The following is a 19,007-nucleotide window of genomic DNA, read 5'->3' on the forward strand; positions in this document are numbered from 1 at the left end:
AAAGGCTAGCAAATTACAATTCATGGAATCCAGCTCTCCGGATCGCTTTATCATAGCTATCGGCGCATCGGCCGGTGGGCTGGAAGCCATCCATGAGTTTTTTGATCATATGCCGGCCAACTCGGGTTTTACTTTTGTGGTGATACAGCATCTTTCGCCAGATTATAAAAGCTTGTTGGTAGAACTTGTATCCAAACATACCCACATGCAGGTTTTTGAAGCTGCTAACGATGTGACCCTACAGCGCGACTGTGTGTATATTATCCCCAATAAAAAACTGATGACCATCCGCGGGCACAAGCTTAAGCTTGCGGATAAGGTAAAAGATAAATCGCCCAATACAGCCATTGACACCTTTCTGTTTACAATGGCTAAGGAGAAAAAGGAGAAGGCAATTGCGATTATCCTCTCAGGCACCGGTACAGACGGTACCAAAGGTATTGAAGCCATAAAGGAATATGGCGGCATGGTAATAGTTCAGGATCCGGCAACAGCGAAGTTTGATGGGATGCCCAATAGTGCCATTACTTCAGGCAATGCAGATCATATTTTGGCACCGGCAAAAATGCACGCCGAGGTTTATAATTACGTGCATCAGATCAATATCCCACAGATAGAAGAGGGTGGCTTTGATGATGGTAAACTGAACGACATTTTTACGCTGGTATCAAAAAGCAGCGGGCATGATTTCAATCTATACAAAACACCCACTATTTTAAGGCGCATTACCAGGCGTATGGCGGCGGTAGCACTGTTGCATTTGGAAGATTATGTTGCTTTGCTGCACAAGGACCCCGCTGAAGTTAAACTGCTTGCCAAGGATTTTTTAATTGGAGTTACCAGCTTTTTTAGAGATAAGCAAGCGTTTGAGTTACTGGAAAAAGAGATTATCCCCAATATTGTTAAAAAGAAAAACGACGGCGATATCCTTAAAGTTTGGGTATGCGCCTGCAGCACCGGGGAAGAGGCCTATTCAATTGCCGTATTGTTGAATGAAAAGGTGGAGGAAAGCGGTAAAAACATCGAGATCAAAATTTTTGCTACCGATGTTGATGATGCCGCTATTGAAGTTGCAGCAAGGAATTGCTATCCGCTTACCGCAGGCAGGGAAATTCCGGAGCATTTATTGAAAAGATATTTTATAAAAGATAACAAAAGCTATTCGGTTCTGCCGGGCATCCGCAAGCAGATTGTTTTTGCGCGCCATAATGTGATCAAGTCGCCACCATTTATCAAGAACGATTTGGTCACCTGCCGAAACATGCTTATTTACATGAATAGCCTATTGCAGCAAAAAGTAGTAGCTACATTCCATTATGCACTTAATAAAGAGGGGTACTTATTCTTAGGGTCAAGCGAAAATGCGGCAAGTATTAAAGAGGGGGTAACTGAAATCAGCAGCAAATGGAAAATCTACCAGCGATCCGGCGCTATCACTTATGGGCTTCACCATACCTACACCGCAGTTGCGCCTGGTTTAAAATATGATGAAAAACAAATTCCTGTAAAAAATAGCGATAAGCCAAAGTCCATAGATGAAGAGTTTCGTGACCTGCTGATAGAGGAGTTTGGTCCGGTTGGTATTTTTATCGATAAGAGCTACACGGTAAAAGAAACGATTGGCGACTTTAACAGGTTTTTGATGATGCCCGAAAAAAAGCTGGATCTAAATATCCTCAATATGGTGGGCAAGGATGTTTCTATTGTACTGAATACCGCAATCCGCAAAGCCTGGAAAGAGGGAAAGAAAGCGCATATTGATAATATTAAGGTTAAGCGCGAAAAAGAGGTTATGCTTTTGCAGATCACCGTTAAGCCGCCGGATAGCCGGTCGCCGAATGGCTACACCCTCGTTTTGTTTTCTGAAAATAAGGCCGAGCCGGTGAAGCAAGGTATTGTATTGCCACCGGTAGACGGCGACCAGCATGGCGAGTACCTGATGGAGATGGAGGCAGAATTAAGCGAAACCCGCATTAATCTCCAAATGGCTGTAGAGGAGATGGAGACTACCAATGAGGAGCTTCAATCCAGCAACGAGGAACTGCTTTCGGCAAATGAAGAATTGCAATCTGGGAATGAAGAATTGCAGTCTCTTAACGAAGAATTACACACCCTGAATACCGAACATCAGCTGAAAATAAGGGAGCTGGTGGAACTTAATGACGATCTGGATAATTATTTCAGGAGCACTGCTATCGGTCAGATCTTTATCGATGCTAATTTACGTATCCGTAAGTTTAACCCTGCGGCGGTAAAACTGATCAATTTGATAGAAGCGGATATTGGCAGGCCTATTAATCATATCTCCAATAACATTTTGTTAGATAACCTGGTGAACGATCTGCATACTGTTCTGGGCAAGGGAAAGATGATAGAAAAAGAAGTAGCGCTTAAAAGCGGTACCAACAGCCTTATGCGCATTATGCCCTATATCCGCAAGGATAAGCAGCCGGATGGGGCGGTTATTACTTTTGTTGATATATCGGTAATTACCGAACTGAATAATATGATTACCGGCGTGTTTAACGCCAACTCATCCGCTATTCTTGCATTTCGCGAAATAGCTGCCACAGGCAGTAAGCCAAAAGATTATAAGTGTATAGCCTTTAATCAATCTGCTTTGTCGCTAATTGATAAAACGGCTGACGACATGAATGCACAGCCATCTATCAGCGAGTTTCCCGAACTGATGGCGGCCATGAATTTTGAGCAATATTCGAAAGTCGCCGAAACGGGTAAGCCCGTTCAGGCAGAGATCCAAACTACAGACGGCCGGTATTATCAATTATCCAGTGCCAAAATGAATGATGGTTTTGTACTTAGCTTAAGCGATGTAACCATCCGTAAAAATGCGGAGAAAAAGCTTAAAAAGAATTATAATGAGTTGATAACTGCAAGAGAGGGGCTGCGGAATCTCAACCAGCAATTAGAACAGAGGGTGCAGGAACGTACCCAAAAGCTGGCAGAAAGCGAAGAGCGTTTTAAACTTGTATCAAAAGCTACCAACGATACCGTTTGGGATTGGAACCTGGTGACCAACACCATGTGGCGCAATGAGAACTTTACCGTAATGTTTGGCTACGGGCAGGGCGGAGAAAGCAATAACGTGGATTTTTGGTTTAGCAAAATCCATCCTGACGACCGCAAACGGGTAGAAAGCAGTGTATACCAGGCCATAAATAAACATGAGACCAACTGGTCTGCCGAGTACCGGATACTTAAGGCGGATAATACTTATGCAGCAGTGCTTGATAGAGGGAGCATCTTAGAAGATGAATTACAGACCCCATACCGGCTGGTTGGCTCCGTAGTTGATATAACACGGCTGGTAGAAACAGAAAGGCGTTTGAGCAGCAGCGAAAGCAAATTTAAAAAGGTGTTTGAATCCAACCTGATAGGGATGCTTTTCGCAACGCTGGATGGCGAAATGCTGGAAGCTAATGATGCATTTTTAAACATGTTAGGCTATACCCGTAATGATCTGGAAAGTAAAAAGTTGAACGGGCAAGAAATCACGCCGGAAGAATATTTGGATATCAGTAACTGGGCGGTAGCGCAGTTGAAAGAGCACGGTGTTTGCCCGCCTTTTGAGAAAAGATATAATAAAAAAAATGGTGGGACTGTATCTGTCCTCATGGGGTCGGCGCTGTTAGATGACAATGACAGTGTAACTTCAGTAAGTTACATTATCGATATCACCCTGCAGAAAGAAGCGGAAGCAAAGAGACAGCAGTTACAGAACCTGGTGCAGAAACAGCAGGCCGAATTCTCTGATATTTTTAGTAATGCCCCTGCTTTGATCTCTATAAGGCGGGGTGCAGAATTGCGTTATGAATTTGTAAACAAGGCCTTTGCCGAATTTGATGGCTGCGAAAATTATCAGGGCAAAACGGTGCAGGAACTGCATCCGGAATTTGCCGGATCGGAGTTGCTGGAGATAGAGAAACAGGTTTTCAACACAGGTAATCCATATTACGGCAAATCTCACTCCATCAAAAAATTGGGTTGGAAAATAGGTGATGACGTGGAGCGCTGGTTTGATTTTGTGTATACACCCGTTTTTGCAGATAATGGCGTAATTGATGGGATAGCGTTTTTTGGATTTGAAGTAACTGAATTGGTGAACGGGCGTAAAGCCACCGAGGAACTAATGCATAAAAAGGATGAGTTTATGAGCATTGCCAGCCATGAGCTAAAAACACCTATTACCAGTTTAAAAGGGTCGCTGCAAATTGTTCAACGAATGATAGAAAGGAATGGTGAGCAGGGGCAGATGTCGAGATTTATTGATAAGGCAAACAGCCAGACTGATAAATTAACAGACCTGGTTGGCGACCTGCTGGACGTAACCAAGATCCAGGAAGGAAAAATGCTTCTCAATTACTCTACTTTCAATGCCGTTGAAATGGTTAAAGATTGTGTGGACGATGTAAAAGCACAGGGCACAAATCATAAACTTATTCTACAGGCCGACTGCAGCATCAACGCTACGGCCGACAAAGCCCGCTTAGAACAAGTGGTGCATAATTTCTTAACTAATGCCATTAAATATTCGCCGGATGCTGACACGATCCTTATTAGCTGCTCTATGGTAAACGAAAGTTTTAAAGTATCGGTAAAAGATTTTGGCATCGGTATTCCGGATGATAAAAAGCCCTATATTTTTGATCGTTTTTACCGTGTTCAGGAGTCGTCCACTCATTTTTCCGGCCTTGGCCTTGGGTTATTTATATCCGCCGAAATTGTGAATAGACATAATGGCCATATTGGAGTGGATAGTACCGGCCAGGATGGCTCAACGTTTTGGTTTACGATCCCGGTTCGGTAGGCACCGCTGAAGCATCATGATTTTTATTTCGTAGCAGGCAAAACATCATAATCTGAAATTTAGCGCTATTTATATTTTTTAATTCTGTTTAAGCAATTATTGTTAATACTAAATAGCGTATAGTATAACAATTTGTTAACATGTGGGTTAAGACAAAGCGATACCTTTCGATGTTATTTAGATCACATGCTCGCTATTTTATCCCTCCCGCTTATTGGCGAAACCGAATTGAGCGGTTCGCTCTTACTGGTGTTCTTTGTTTGTCTGTTAGCTGTAGTAGGCTTTGAGTTTGTTAACGGCTTTCATGATACGGCAAACGCCGTCGCAACAGTAATTTATACCAAGGCGCTAAAGCCAGCTTATGCAATTCCCTGGTCGGGCATGTGGAATTTTTTGGGGGTATTGCTTGGTGGCGTAGCAGTAGCAATGGGTATTCTTAAACTACTACCCCTTAATGATTTGATGGCCCTGCCGATCGCTGTAGGAGCCTGTATGGTTTTGTCTGTACTGCTCGGCTCTATCATTTGGAACCTGGGCACTTGGTACATGGGTATACCATGCTCTAGTTCGCACACGCTGATTGGCTCAATGATTGGTGCCAGCCTTGCTTTCACGTGGTACTACGGTGGCAGCGGGGTAAACTGGGAAAAAGCGAAAGAAATAGGTTCGTCCCTCATATTTTCACCGCTGCTCGGTTTTGGCGCTGCCATGCTACTAATGTACCTGCTTAAGAACGTTTTTAAGGCAGCACATTTATTTCATATCCCGGCGGGAGAAAATGACCGGCCACCATTGATGACACGGATACTGCTTATCACAACTTGTACTTTGGTAAGCTTTTTCCATGGGAGCAACGACGGGCAAAAAGGAGTTGGTCTGTTGATGCTTATCCTCATTGCATTTGTTCCGGCAAGGTTCGCGGTAAATCGCAATATTTCAGATGCTGAAATATTAAAATCACTTAAACAAACTCAAGTGGTAATAGCCAGGTATCCTGCAGATACCAATGCACGCAAATTACTTAATCTGGTTGCGCAAACTGAGACGACCATTCAGCAAAAAAGCCATACCAAGACCGAGCACACTTATAAATTCCGCAAACAGCTCCAGGATGTAATAAATGGCATGGCCGTACTGCACCACGAAGACAATACTGCGATAGCCGGGCCTGATCGCGCGGCGTTGCAAAAGCTTTCAACAGCTATAGACCGCACGGTTGATTTTGCGCCGCTGTGGGTAGTGCTGACCATTTCTATTTCCCTTGGCCTTGGTACGATGATCGGTTGGAAACGAATCGTCGTTACTATCGGTGAGAAAATAGGGCAGCAACATTTGAACTATGCTCAGGGTGCCACCGCAGAAATTGTTGCAGCATCCACTATCGGATTAAGCACTGCCTTCGGTTTACCTGTAAGTACCACGCATGTACTATCCAGTGGTATTGCCGGTGCAATGGTAGCATCTGGGGGTACCAAGAATCTCAACAACGGTACTATTAAAAATATCGCCATGGCCTGGGTGCTTACTTTGCCCGTTGCCATTATTTTATCCTTCCTTTTGTTTATGGGCTTTCATCTTTTTATTTGATAAATTAGTTATATGAAGCAGATTCTTGTTGCCACCGATTTTTCTCCCAGCGCTGCAAATGCTATGGCCTACGCGGTTTCATTGGCGAAATTGCTGGATGCTGATATCTGCGTTATCCATGCCATTCATCCAACCGAGGGGATCAATAATAATACGTATAACGCGATATTTATAGAGGATTACTACAACGCTAAACGACAGGCTTTAAAGGAGTGGGTATCCGGCTACGAAGGGGTAGAAATATCTACCCTATGCAGCGTAGGGTTCTTGAAAAACGTAATAACCCAGTATATTGAAGAAAATCATGTGGAGTTGCTGGTAATGGGGATTACCGGTTCTACGGGGATCAGCGGCATTGTAGGTAGTAATGTGAGCATGATGGTGAGCAAAGTGAAAATTCCTACGCTCATCATACCGCTGGAAAGCAAATTCTCCAAAGTGCCCAGTATAACGCTTGCCACTGATTACGAAACCCGCCTCTCTGCAGAAGATGTGCGCTCACTCAACGAAATGGTAAAGGCTTTTGGATCGGAACAAATGCAGGTACTTTATGTTACCGAAAAATCCAATCCGAAATTTATTGAAACACGTGAATTAAAACTGCGCGCATTGATCAGGAATATCGAATTAAAATTCAACTATATAACTGACAGCCGACCTCTCAATGGTATCCTCGACTTTGTAGAAAAAGAACAGACTGATCTCCTTTGCCTGGTAAAACACCATCATAATATCGTATACCGCCTTTTTAACCGCAGTACCGTGAACCAGGTAATGAACAGGTCTGTTAAGGCAATACTTGTCTTGCACGAATAGCTGAAGCAAAATTAGGTTTGTTATATTAAGCATAAAAAAATGGCTGCCGGAACGTTTTTCCGGCAGCCATTTTTGCGTTATTGGTAATCTATTTGGAACCTACCAGAATTTAACATATAGCATGGTAAGCAGCATTAAGGTTACGATGATAAGTGCCAGTGTACCCTTATCAACCTTAAACATATGTTTAGGGATATCCAACGCTTTAGGGTTGATCTTAGGCCCTGCAAGGCTGATAACTGCCATTACAATTACCGTAAAGAAAAAAGAAAGGCCCATACAGATCAGGAATGGAATCTGCCAGGTTCCTTTTGCATCGCCGGTTGGGAAAGCGGTGTACAGCAGCGTTTCGTGCCCGAATAGGGCGGGAGCGAAGTTGTTAAATAACACCGACATGGCAAAGCTGGTTAAAATACCGGCAATGGCCGCAGTTCCCGTTGTGCGTTTCCAAAAGAAACCTAAGATGAATATGGCAAAGATCCCCGGGCTAATGTAACCGGTGTACTTTTGAATATAAGTAAAACCTCCTTCGCCGCTGATCCCTAAAAGATCTTTCCAGGTGAGGATGATAGAAAACGCCAACGCTGCCAGGATCACAATTTTGCCCGTGATGACCATTTTCTTTTCGCTTGCACCTTTATCGATGTGCTTCTTGTAAATATCAAGCGTAAATATGGTACTGATACTATTAGCCTTACCCGCCAGTGATGCAACGATAGCAGCTGTAAGTGCGGCAACCGAAAGGCCCTTTAAGCCGGTGGGTAAAAAACCAAGGATGGCAGAGTATGCATTATCCGAATTGAAGTGCCCGCCCGAATTCATTTCCTGCTGAAGTCCACCATTTTTGTAGAGTACATACGCGGCAATACCCGGCAAAACCACGATGATCGGCATTGCAAGTTTCATTAAACCGGCAAACAGGATTCCTGTACGTGCAGTTTTTAAATCAGCACCCAAAGCGCGTTGGGTTATATATTGGTTACAGCCCCAGTAGTTAAGGTTTACAATCCATTGGCCGGCAAAATACATGGCGATACCCGGCAGTGCCAGGTATTTATTGATTTCCGCCTGTGGCGCGCCCGGTTGTGGTTTCGCCATGATCATTTTAAAGTGATCCGGCGCATCTTTGAACATTGCAGTTAAACCGGCAATGGCATCATGACCAAAACCAAATTTTTCGCTTACCAGTGTGAGGGCAATATAAGTGGTAGCCAAACCGCCCACTACTAACACGAGTACCTGTATTACATCGGTAAAACCAATCACCTTCATGCCGCCTAGTGTAATGAACAAAGCAAAAACGGCTAGTGCGATGATGATTTCGTGGAGATATCCGCCACCGGCAAGGCTGTTAATGGCCAGGGCACCGAGGTATAAAATGGATGTCAGATTTACCAGCACGTACAGCAGCAACCAAAAAATGGCCATGATAAAGCTTACCGTTTCGTTGTAACGGGTATGCAAAAACTGCGGCATGGTAAAAATCTTATTTTTGAGAAAGATGGGGATAAACCATACTGCAACGATAATGAGCGCTATGGCGGCCACCCATTCGTAGGCTGCAACAGCTAAACCAACTGCAAAGCCCTGCCCGCTTGTACCGATGAACTGCTCGGCCGAGATATTAGAGGCGATGAGTGAAGCACCGATGGCCCACCAGGTAAGCGATCCTTCGGCGAGGAAAAAATCCTTGCTATCTGATACACCTTTTATTTTTTTTCGGCTGTATACCCAATAACCGTAACTGGATACTACCACGAAATAGATCACGAAGATGATGTAATCTATATGCGTAAATTTATTCATAATTTAATTTTAATTAGGTTTTATTGTTTTGGTAAAGCAGGCAGCAATGATCCCATCCGGCTGCCTGCTTTATATAAGATTATCGGTAAGAAACTTCGTTCCAGCGTAATTCGTTGCGGAATTGTTCAATTGTAGTTCCTTTGCCTATGCGCAGAAACTCTATCCCGGCCATATCTGCAAAATCCTGCAACTGCTCTGCGGTTAAATTCTGGCTGTAAGCGGTATGGTGCGCACCACCGCCGTAGATCCAGGCTGCACAGCCTGTTTTCATATCGGGCAGTGGCTTCCAAAGCACTCTGGCCACGGGAAGTTTAGGCAGGTCGTTCTGCGGTTCAACAGCTTCTACCTCATTGATCAGTAACCGGAAACGGTTGCCCATATCAATTAGTGATGCATTAAGCGCATTTCCCCCTGCCACGTTAAATACCAAACGCGCAGGATCTGCTTTGCCGCCAATACCCAGCGGATGAACTTCCAACGCAGGCTTGCCGCTGGCCAATGACGAATCAATCTCCAGCATGTGTGAGCCTAAAACCAGTTCGTTATTAGGGTCAAAGTGGTAAGTATAATCTTCCATAAAGGCATTTCCACCAGGCAGTCCGCTGCCCATTACTTTAAAGGCCCGTACCAGTGCGGCTGTTTTCCAGTCGCCTTCGCCTGCAAATCCGTAACCGGCCTCCATCAAGCGCTGGGAGGCAATGCCCGGCAATTGCATCATGCCATGCAGATCTTCAAAGGTGTCGCTGAAGCCCTTAAAGCCGCCGTCTTCCAGGAATTTCTTCAATCCCAATTCTATTTTGGCCGCCTCGTAAACCGATGAATAGGCTTCGCCGCCTTTTTTCAATCCGGCATCCATTGTGTAGCTTTCTTCATACTCATCGGTCAGGGCAGTTACTTCAGCTTCGCTGATGCTATCTATCACGGCCACCAGATCGCCAATTCCATAGGTATTTACAGAAAAGCCGAACTTGGTTTCTGCTTCAACTTTATCACCATCCGTAACGGCAACAAAACGCATGTTATCGCCAAAGCGGGCAAATTTTGCGCCTTGCCAATCGTGCCAGCCAGCTGCAGCGCGCGCCCAGCCGTTGATCTGGTTCAGCACTTCCTGGTCTTGCCAGTGGCCAACCACTACCTTACGGTTTTTGCGCAGGCGCGATACCATGAAACCAAACTCGCGGTCGCCATGGGCGCTTTGATTCAGGTTCATAAAATCCATATCTATGCTGCTCCAGGGAATATCACGGTTGTATTGCGTGTGCAGGTGCAGCATGGGCTTCTGCAGTATGTTCAGCCCGCGAATCCACATCTTGGCAGGTGAAAAAGTGTGCATCCAGGTGATGATACCGATACAATTTGGCGCTACGTTAGCTTCCTGTAAAGTATTGTAAATCTCTTCTGTTGATTTTACTACGGGTTTGTAAACTATGCGCACCGGAATTTTGCCTGCATTGTTGAGGCCCTCTGCAATATGCTGAGAATGAATGGCTACCTGTTTAAGGGTTTCTTCGCCGTATAAGTTCTGGCTCCCGGTGATGAACCATACTTCAAATGTTTTTAGATCGATCATGTAATTATTTAATGAATTATTGAATGAGTGATTTAGTGATTGTTTAAGGTGTTATAATGGCGATAACTTAAATAAGGCGGCGCCGTGCAGGTTAATGTTTTGCTTGTAGGATGTATTAAACTGGCCAACATCCTGCTTCTTCCACAGATCGCGCACTTTTACGTTGCCTTTTAACCCCAGGCTGGCAAAATCAACAGAAATAGTTTTGTTATTTTCGCCGATATTAAAAAGTGCCACGTAGAGGTCACTACTGCCCTGCACATGCGAATACCAAACCATCCCGCCATCTTTTTTATACAGCTGTTTTGGGTTCTCTCCTTTTTGATTGGCAGCCAAGACTTCGGCATTGGTAAACAGTTTCAATTCTAGTTCACGATTTTCGGGAAGGTTGCCGCCTATCATTAGTGGCGAGCGGTAAATGCTCCAAAAGGTCATGTGGGTATATTGCTCATCTTCGGTAAAGCGGCTATAGCGTTCGTTGCCCACGGGCCCCCGTTTAGAAAGCTTACCTATTTGGATCATGTCGCAATCGGGCCAGTGGCTTGGGCCGCTAACGCCTTCCCAGCTTTTGGCATAATCAAACATATGCAGAATCTCTTTCCAGTTATCCCAAAAATCATCCGCCATGCGCCACATGTTGGCATATTGGGTAGCATGTGCCGACTGTGCCAAAGGTGTTTCGCCCGGCGAGAGACTTAATACCATCGGCCTGCCGCAACTTTGTATCGCTTTTTGGTAGCCTTCTACTTCGGGTTGGCTATATGGGCGTGAAAGATCATCTACCTTAATAAAATCTACACCCCAGGAAGCATAAAGTTCCAGTATGGAGTTCAGATATTCCTGCGCACCTGGTTTTTTCATATCCAGGCCATACATGTGGTTCATCCAGGGGCATTTTGAGTTGGTGTCGGCAACCATATCTGCTGTGATACCATTGGTGCCTTTAACGGGCGATTTAGACCAAACCGCCTGGCGGGGAATGCCCCGCATTACATGAATGCCAAACTTTAAACCCTTACGGTGCACGTAATCTGATAGTGGCTTAAACCCGGCCCCGTTTATTGCCGATGGGAACTTATTAGGTTGCGGCATCAATCTGCCCCATTTATCCATTGTTAACCATGGCACGTAAGAACCATCATACAAACGCATCTGGAAAGGGTTGCCAATATTGCTTCCCGGTGGGTTGTCATAGCTCCATAAAAAGTCCACCACAATATATTCCCAGCCAAAAGCCTTTAGCTTGCTAGCCATGTAATCGGTATTGGTTTTCACCTCATCCTCGTGCACAGCCGAACCAAAACAGTTATAACTGTTCCAGCCCATCGGCGGGCTTTTCGCGATTATATTTTGCGCGGACAGGTTAACGCTGAAAAGGGCAACCACTAAAAACGTAAACAGGTAGCGTATTCTCATATTCTATAGTTGATTTGTGATCTCAAATCGCATATCTCAATGTTCACATTTAACTCTGTCCGTAGTAAGAATCCGGCCCGTGTTTCCGTTCATAATGCTTTTTTATCAACGCATCTTTCAACCGTGGCGCATTAGGGTTGATCTGTTCGGTTAGCAAGGCCATCTGTGCTACCGCTTCTAAAACTGCACTATTATAGACGGCTTTATCAGCTGTTTTGCCCCATGTAAAGGGGGCATGGTTACCCACTAATATCATTTCTACTTCCTCGTAGCTTAGCCCAAGTTCTTTAAAGTGATTGATGATCTGGAAACCGGTTTGGTATTCATAATCGCCCTGTATCATTTCATCGCTCATTGGCGGCGCGCAAGGGATATCGGTAGTTAAATGATCGGCATGTGTGGTGCCAAATATGGGAATGCAGCGTTGCGATTGCGCCCATGCTGTGGCAAAGGTGGAATGCGTATGTACAATACCGCCAATGTTTTGCCAATTTTTATACAACACGGCATGTGTTTTTGTGTCTGATGACGGGCGGTGATCGCCTTCAATCGTATTGCCTTCAAAATCTACGATCACCATTTTATCGGGCGTGAGGTCATCGTACGGTACGCCGCTGGGCTTAATCGCAAATACGCCGAGTTCGCGGTCGGCGGCGCTCACATTGCCAAAAGTAAAAAGCACAAGGCCAAGTTTTGGCAATTGCATATTTGCCTGGTAAGCTATTTTTTTGAGGTGTTGATAGTTGACCATTTTTATGCGTTTTGAAGGGCGGGGTCAGATTTCAATTCAGTTTGTTGCGCAATATAGCCGCCCAGTTTCTTAAATTCCTGGTAGCGTTTTTCATAAATATTTTTCAATTCAGGATTCGGTTCGTAAACTGCATCAAAGCCGCCACCCATAGCGTTCATGGCATCCTCCACATTGGGGTATATGCCGGCTACAACCGCAGCAAACATAGCCGCACCCAAAGCGCAGGTATGCGTAAACTGGTGAATGCGGATAGGCATGCCCAATATATCGGCCATCATCTGCATTACAAAAGGTGATTTTTTAGCAACCCCTCCAATACCGATAATTCCTTTAACAGGAATGCCTTCGCTGATGAATCGATCTACGATACTTTTAGCGCCAAAACAGGTAGATTCGGCTAGCGCACGGAAAACACGGGGGGCATCACTGCCCAGATTAAGGCCGGTTATTGCCGCTTTCAAGGCTTGGTTAGCGTCAGGCGTGCGCCGGCCGTTCAGCCAGTCTACCGCCAGTTCGCTGGCTTCGTCAATAGGTAAAAGTGCAGCCTGTCTGCTTAATTCAGGTATAATCAAATCTGCCAGTTCCTCTTTTAACGCATTGGCTGTAGCAGCGTCGATAAGCTTTGATTCCGAAAGCAGGTTGTTCAACGGCCATGCTACCATGCTTTTAAACCAAGCATAGGTATCGCCAAATGCAGATTGCCCGGCCTCTAAACCCGCCATGCCTGGGATTACGGATCCGTTTACCTGCCCGCAAATACCTTTAACCAGGGTGCCTTCTATTTCCTGCGATGGGGCTACTAATATATCGCAGGTTGAGGTGCCCATAACTTTACTTAGAAAGTAAGGCTCAATCTGCCCGCCAACTGCACCCATATGCGCGTCGAAAGCGCCTGTACCAATTATCACATCGGTCGAAAGGCCTAACCTTTCGGCCCATTCAGGGCTTAATTTTCCTGCAGATTGGTCGGCAGTGTAAGTGTCTTTATATAATTTGGCGGTTATGCCGGTGAGAATTGGGTCTAATGAACTGAAAAATTCATCAGGTGGCAATCCGTCAAACTCTTCGGCCCAAAGCGCCTTGTGGCCGGCCGAGCAGCGTCCACGTTTAATTTCACCTGCATTTGTGCCACCGGTGAGTAGGAAGGGGATCCAGTCGCAGTGTTCAACCCAGGAGTGCATGGCGGCCTTAACCGCCCCATCTACTCTTAGCACATGCAGCAGTTTGGCCCAAAACCATTCGGACGAATAAATACCGCCTACGTATTTTAAGTAATTGATATCAAATTTTTCGGCATGAGCGTTTATCTCGGCTGCTTCTTTTATCCCGGTATGATCCTTCCATAAAACAAACATGGCATTAGGGTTGGTTTCAAATTCGGGCAACATAGCCAACGGTGTACCAGCAGCGTCGACCGCAACCGGGGTTGAGCCCGTGGTATCTACCGATATACCTTTAATAGCTTTGGCAATAGCCTCGCCGCCAGCAATCCGGATGCAGTTCTTTATGGTGGATTCTAGGCCTTCGATATAATCTAAAGGGTGTTGGCGAAATTGATTTTCGGTTGGTTTGCAATACAAGCCATCGCGCCAGCGGGGATAATTAAATACAGATGAAGCTATTTCTTTGCCATCTGCGGCGTTTACAATCACAGAACGAACAGAATCCGACCCGTAGTCGATCCCGATCACATATTGATCCATACTCATAAATTGGTTTATAATTGTCTAATTAACACTTATTTATTTACAATTGGAAATATTTACCCGAAAAGATTTAATTTATTTAAGCGTGGCAAACGCTACGATTAATTCTGAAGTGTATCAGGGTTGGGGATAATATTGATAAATGCCTGGAAATTAGCAGAGTACTTTTTCATATCCAATCGATAGTAATAAGCGCCGCGTTTGGATCCTGCTTTATCTTTATCAGTAAGTTTGATAAGCAAGCCGGTAGCCAGTACCCTTTTGCTAAAGTTACGTTTATCAATACTGGCGTTAAAAACACTTTCGTAAAGGTTTTGCAGTTGGGGTAAAGTAAAGCGGGGCGGAAGCAGTTCGAACAAAATGGGGTGCAGGGCAGCCTTGTACCGGATACTTTTTTTAGCCATCTCCACCATTTCCTGGTGATCAAAGATTAATTTCGGCAAACTGTCAAGCTGAACCCATTCGGCATGAAAGTCGGCACTGATTTGCTTCTCATATTTGTGGATATCTATAAGCGCAAAGTAACTTACCGAAATAGTGCGCTCGATAGGGTCGCGGAAGGTATTCCCGAACGAATACATTTGCTCCAGATAAACCCCTTCTAGGCCGGTTAACTGTTTAAGAATCCGGTTCGCCGCTTCGTCAAGGCTTTCTGTTGGCTGCACAAAGCCTCCCATAAGGCTCCAGTTGTCTTTTTCAGGATTGAAACTCCTTTTAATAAGCAATAGTTTCAGCGTTTCGCCATCAAAACCAAATACGATACAATCCACCGCCAGCAGATACCTGCTTTGTTTTGAATATTTAGTCATCCGATGCAGTTGGGATCATTTTATTTCAGCAAATATACTTTACACTAACTAATATTATAAGCGCTTTATCAAAATCATGACAATTGCGCGGTATTTGTCTTTCCTACGGTATTATAACAAATTGTTTAATGGTATTTTTGCAAATAAGAAGACTATTGACTCCGTATTAACTGCTAAAACTCCTTTCTGTTTTTTACCATCCACCCTTGATGGTGTTACCCTGTTGTGGAAAAGCAATTGTAACTATTAAAGCTATTCAAATCCGGCGCTCTCACTTGGCCGGTGCTGAGAACGTACAAATGATTTGTACTACGTTTCGGCACGGTTGAAAACAGATGCCGCAAATATATTTAGTAAAGTGTATTTGTCTGGATAAAGCTCGTGTTGGCGGTATTGAGGAGGGGCGTGCCTTCTATTATTTAGCCAATTGCGAATATGTCTTGTAGTTAAATTAGAATAGTTAATTGTGAGCAAAACATTTAAATTTTGATTTAAAATGTTTTGCCTATTTAAACGTCTAATAGTTTAACAGCTTACCCTGTTGCGGCAGGCTTTATTTTATACTTTTGCACAAATTATGCTAAAACACCTACTAGTCGCTTTTTTAACATTAAGTTCGTTTTCAGTTTTTGCGCAAAATAAGCAAATCATCAGCGGTACCATAAAAGACGCCGCAACAGGAGAAACCCTGATAGGTGCTACTGTACGGATCAGGGAATTACCAAACTCCGGGGCGGCAACCAATAATTATGGCTTTTACTCGATAGCCGCTCCCACCGGTAATATAACCCTGATAATTACCTATATCGGGTACGAAACGGTATCCATGCCGGTAACCCTTCAGAAGGTACAAACCATTAACATCTCATTAAAAGCCAAAAGTGATCTGCAGGAAGTGGTGGTAAGAGCCAATCGACCGAATAATGACCAGATTGCATCGCCGCAAATGGGAGTGGAGAAGCTAAACATGGCGCAGATTAACCGCGTACCGGTAGTACTTGGCGAGAAAGATATTTTAAAAACTATCACTTTAATGCCCGGCGTGAAATCGGGCGGGGAGGGTAACTCGGGCTTTTACGTACGTGGTGGTGCTTCGGACCAAAATCTTATCATGCTGGATGAGGCCACTGTGTATAATGCTTCGCACTTATTTGGTTTCTTTTCCACTTTTAATTCCGATGCCATAAAAGATGTTAGTTTGTACAAAGGCGGCATGCCGTCTGAATACGGCGGGCGCTTATCCTCTGTGCTGGATATTAAGATGAACGATGGTAACAATAAAGATTTTACGGTGCAGGGCGGCTTGGGTTTGATTGCCTCCCGCCTTAAAATTGAAGGCCCCATAGTTAAGGATAAGGGGTCTTTCATGATCAGTGCCCGGCGAACTTATATCGACGTTTTTTTAAATGCATCTAAAGATACCACCATTAAAGGAAGCTCTCTTTATTTTTATGATCTCAACGCCAAGGCTAACTATCACTTTGATGACCGAAACGCCATTTATTTGTCGGGTTATTTTGGTAAAGATGTGCTTGGTCTAAAAAACCTTTTCGGCACTAACTGGGGTAATTCTACAGGTACGCTAAGGTTTAACCATGTCTTTACCAATAAGCTATTTTCAAACACATCGCTCGTATTCAGTAATTACAACTATGTAATCGAAAGCTTTCAAAGCGCTACCAGCTTCAAGGCAACCTCTAAAATTACCGATTTTAACTTTAAGGAGGATCTGCAATATGCCGTAAATAATGAGCATCGCCTTAAATTTGGCCTCAATATTTTGCACCATTCCATTGCCCCCGGCGATATTACTACCGATGCGACTTCCAGTTTCAATACCCGCAGCGTAGAGCGAAGGTATGGCTACGAGAACGCAGCCTATATAAATGATGATTGGAAGGTAAATGATAAACTAAGCATTCTTTATGGTGTAAGGTTAAGCGGCTTTTCCTTAATCGGCCCCGGCACTTTTAAAACTTACAATGCATCAGGTAATACTACTAGTTCCGCCACTTACGCATCCGGGGCATCTGTAAAAAATTATTACAATCTGGAGCCGCGTATTTCTGCTGGTTACCAGTTAAATGAAGCCAGTTCGGTAAAGCTATCCTATAACCGCAATACTCAAAACATTCACCTGCTTACCAATTCAACCACCAGTTCGCCAACGGACCTGTATGTAATGAGTAGTAATAATATCAAGCCCGAAATTGCAGATCAGATTTCAGCTGGTTGGTATCGCAATTTCAAGGATAACATTTTTGAATTCTCGGCAGAGGTATATTACAAAAAGCTGCAAAACCAGATAGATTACAAAGATGGTGCGCAGCTGATCGTTAATGAAAATGTAGAATCGCAGTTAACCTTCGGCTCGGGCAGGGCTTACGGTTTGGAACTATTCCTGAAGAAGAAGTACGGGCGATTTAATGGTTGGGTAGGATATACCTTGTCAAGGGCTGAAAACAGGTTCCCTGCCATAAACGGCGGAAATTATTATGCAGCCCGGCAAGATCGCACGCATGATCTTTCGGTAGTTGGTATTTACCAGTTAAACAAGCGCTGGTCGTTCTCCGGCTCGTTTATTTACCAAACGGGCAGCGCGGTTACCTACCCAACAGGCAAATATTCCGTAGGCGGTTTAACTACATTTTCTTATTCGGAACGGAACGGTTACCGTAAGCCGGATAACCACCGACTGGACATAGGGGCCACACTGGAGGGAAAACAACATAAAAAATACCACTCCAGCTGGACGTTTAGCATTTATAATGTGTACAAACACCGCGACCCATACAGTATCATGTTCCGGGATAGCAAAACAATGCCCGGTACCACCGAGGCTGCTGCCACAAGTATTTTTGCAACCCAAATACCATCTGTCACCTGGAACTTTAAATTTTAAGCCATGCAAGTATTTAAAAAATATAGTCTTTTGTTGCTGATACTGCCAGTAATGGCTTCGTGCACCAAAGTGATTGACCTTAAATTAGGTAACGACACCGGAAAGCTGGTAATAGAGGGTAATATTACCAATAAACCCGGTGCGCAAACCATAATGCTCAGCCGTAACGTTGCCGTAACCGCTACCAATAATTATCCGGCTGTGAGCGGCGCCACAGTTACCGTAAAAGATCAGGAAGGCCGTATTTACCTGTTTAACGAAACTTCGGCAGGTATTTATACCAATAGCTTGCTTACGGGTGCAGTAGGGAACACTTATACAATGTCTGTCTCCACTGATTCAAAAATATACAGTGCCAGTTCGGAAATGCCGCAACTAATTCAGTTAGATTCATTGACTGCCAAAAATTCGGCCATAAGTTCCAGCAAGCAGCGTAAAGTCCTTACCGTGCATTACCAGGACCCACCGGATATGGCTAACCAATACCGGTTCCTGATCTGGATCAACGGCGTGCAGGTAAAAACCGTTTACGCTTACAACGATGACTTTAACGACGGGCGGTACGTAAGCCTGGATCTGCGCGTGCGTGATAACGACGACAGCGATGTAGGTGTTTTTGCAGGCGATAGCGTAACGGTAGAGATGCAATGTATAGATAGACCAATTTATACCTATTGGTACAGCCTGCAGCAGCAGGGGGCAACCAATCCCGGCGGCAGTGTTACCCCGGCAGATCCACCAACAAATATTTCGCCTGTATCCCTGGGTTATTTTAGTGCGCATACCACTTTGGTGAAAAGCTTGGAGGTGAAATGA

At 44.5% G+C, this 19,007-nt stretch carries 11 protein-coding genes; 5 read left to right on the plus strand and 6 right to left on the minus strand.

The window, feature by feature from the left end; genetic code table 11:
• Positions 1-22 precede the first annotated feature (22 nt).
• The 3 genes from A0256_12955 to A0256_12965 all read left to right on the plus strand — a co-directional run bounded on the left by A0256_12955 (position 23) and on the right by A0256_12965 (position 7,231).
• Complete coding sequence (locus A0256_12955; GenBank protein AMR32263.1) at positions 23-4,828, plus strand: chemotaxis protein; 4,806 nt, start codon at positions 23-25, stop codon at positions 4,826-4,828.
• Between the two features lie 186 nt (positions 4,829-5,014).
• Complete coding sequence (locus A0256_12960; GenBank protein AMR32264.1) at positions 5,015-6,415, plus strand: phosphate transporter; 1,401 nt, start codon at positions 5,015-5,017, stop codon at positions 6,413-6,415.
• A 12-nt stretch (positions 6,416-6,427) separates the two neighbouring features.
• Complete coding sequence (locus A0256_12965) at positions 6,428-7,231, plus strand: hypothetical protein (protein ID AMR32265.1); 804 nt, start codon at positions 6,428-6,430, stop codon at positions 7,229-7,231.
• Between the two features lie 99 nt (positions 7,232-7,330).
• Here the strand turns inward: A0256_12965 and A0256_12970 are convergent, their stop codons facing one another.
• From A0256_12970 to A0256_12995, 6 genes are all read right to left on the minus strand, one after another.
• Positions 7,331-9,037, minus strand: coding sequence for a sodium transporter (locus A0256_12970; protein ID AMR32266.1), 1,707 nt, complete (start codon positions 9,035-9,037; stop codon positions 7,331-7,333).
• A 79-nt stretch (positions 9,038-9,116) separates the two neighbouring features.
• Entirely contained in the window at positions 9,117-10,607 is a 1,491-nt protein-coding gene (locus A0256_12975; GenBank protein AMR32267.1) for an L-arabinose isomerase, read from the minus strand.
• A 51-nt stretch (positions 10,608-10,658) separates the two neighbouring features.
• Positions 10,659-12,023 (minus strand): hypothetical protein, encoded by a 1,365-nt coding sequence (locus A0256_12980; GenBank protein ID AMR32268.1) that lies wholly within the window; start codon positions 12,021-12,023, stop codon positions 10,659-10,661.
• A gap of 49 nt (positions 12,024-12,072) precedes the next feature.
• Positions 12,073-12,774, minus strand: a complete 702-nt coding sequence (gene araD / locus A0256_12985; protein AMR32269.1) for a ribulose phosphate epimerase — start codon at positions 12,772-12,774, stop codon at positions 12,073-12,075.
• Between the two features lie 2 nt (positions 12,775-12,776).
• Complete coding sequence (locus tag A0256_12990; protein ID AMR32270.1) at positions 12,777-14,483, minus strand: ribulokinase; 1,707 nt, start codon at positions 14,481-14,483, stop codon at positions 12,777-12,779.
• A gap of 98 nt (positions 14,484-14,581) precedes the next feature.
• Positions 14,582-15,289: a DNA mismatch repair protein MutT gene (locus tag A0256_12995; protein AMR32271.1), complete on the minus strand. Its 708-nt coding sequence runs from the start codon at positions 15,287-15,289 to the stop codon at positions 14,582-14,584.
• Positions 15,290-15,866: 577 nt separating this feature from the next.
• Here A0256_12995 and A0256_13000 point away from each other — a divergent pair.
• On the plus strand, positions 15,867-18,191 hold the full coding sequence (locus A0256_13000) for a collagen-binding protein (GenBank protein ID AMR34543.1): 2,325 nt from the start codon (positions 15,867-15,869) through the stop codon (positions 18,189-18,191).
• A gap of 3 nt (positions 18,192-18,194) precedes the next feature.
• Positions 18,195-19,007: a hypothetical protein gene (locus A0256_13005; GenBank protein AMR32272.1), complete on the plus strand. Its 813-nt coding sequence runs from the start codon at positions 18,195-18,197 to the stop codon at positions 19,005-19,007.

The organism is Mucilaginibacter sp. PAMC 26640 (genome assembly GCA_001596135.1).
In the GTDB taxonomy this organism is placed as follows: Bacteria; Bacteroidota; Bacteroidia; order Sphingobacteriales; family Sphingobacteriaceae; genus Mucilaginibacter.

Coding starts and splice junctions, on each gene's coding strand:
- A0256_12955 (AMR32263.1), top strand. CDS start 23: ATGGAATCCAGCTCTCCGGATCGCTTTATCATAGCTATCGGCGCATCG.
- A0256_12960 (AMR32264.1), top strand. CDS start 5,015: ATGCTCGCTATTTTATCCCTCCCGCTTATTGGCGAAACCGAATTGAGC.
- A0256_12965 (AMR32265.1), top strand. CDS start 6,428: ATGAAGCAGATTCTTGTTGCCACCGATTTTTCTCCCAGCGCTGCAAAT.
- A0256_12970 (AMR32266.1), bottom strand. CDS start 9,037: ATGAATAAATTTACGCATATAGATTACATCATCTTCGTGATCTATTTC.
- A0256_12975 (AMR32267.1), bottom strand. CDS start 10,607: ATGATCGATCTAAAAACATTTGAAGTATGGTTCATCACCGGGAGCCAG.
- A0256_12980 (AMR32268.1), bottom strand. CDS start 12,023: ATGAGAATACGCTACCTGTTTACGTTTTTAGTGGTTGCCCTTTTCAGC.
- araD (AMR32269.1), bottom strand. CDS start 12,774: ATGGTCAACTATCAACACCTCAAAAAAATAGCTTACCAGGCAAATATG.
- A0256_12990 (AMR32270.1), bottom strand. CDS start 14,483: ATGAGTATGGATCAATATGTGATCGGGATCGACTACGGGTCGGATTCT.
- A0256_12995 (AMR32271.1), bottom strand. CDS start 15,289: ATGACTAAATATTCAAAACAAAGCAGGTATCTGCTGGCGGTGGATTGT.
- A0256_13000 (AMR34543.1), top strand. CDS start 15,867: ATGCTAAAACACCTACTAGTCGCTTTTTTAACATTAAGTTCGTTTTCA.
- A0256_13005 (AMR32272.1), top strand. CDS start 18,195: ATGCAAGTATTTAAAAAATATAGTCTTTTGTTGCTGATACTGCCAGTA.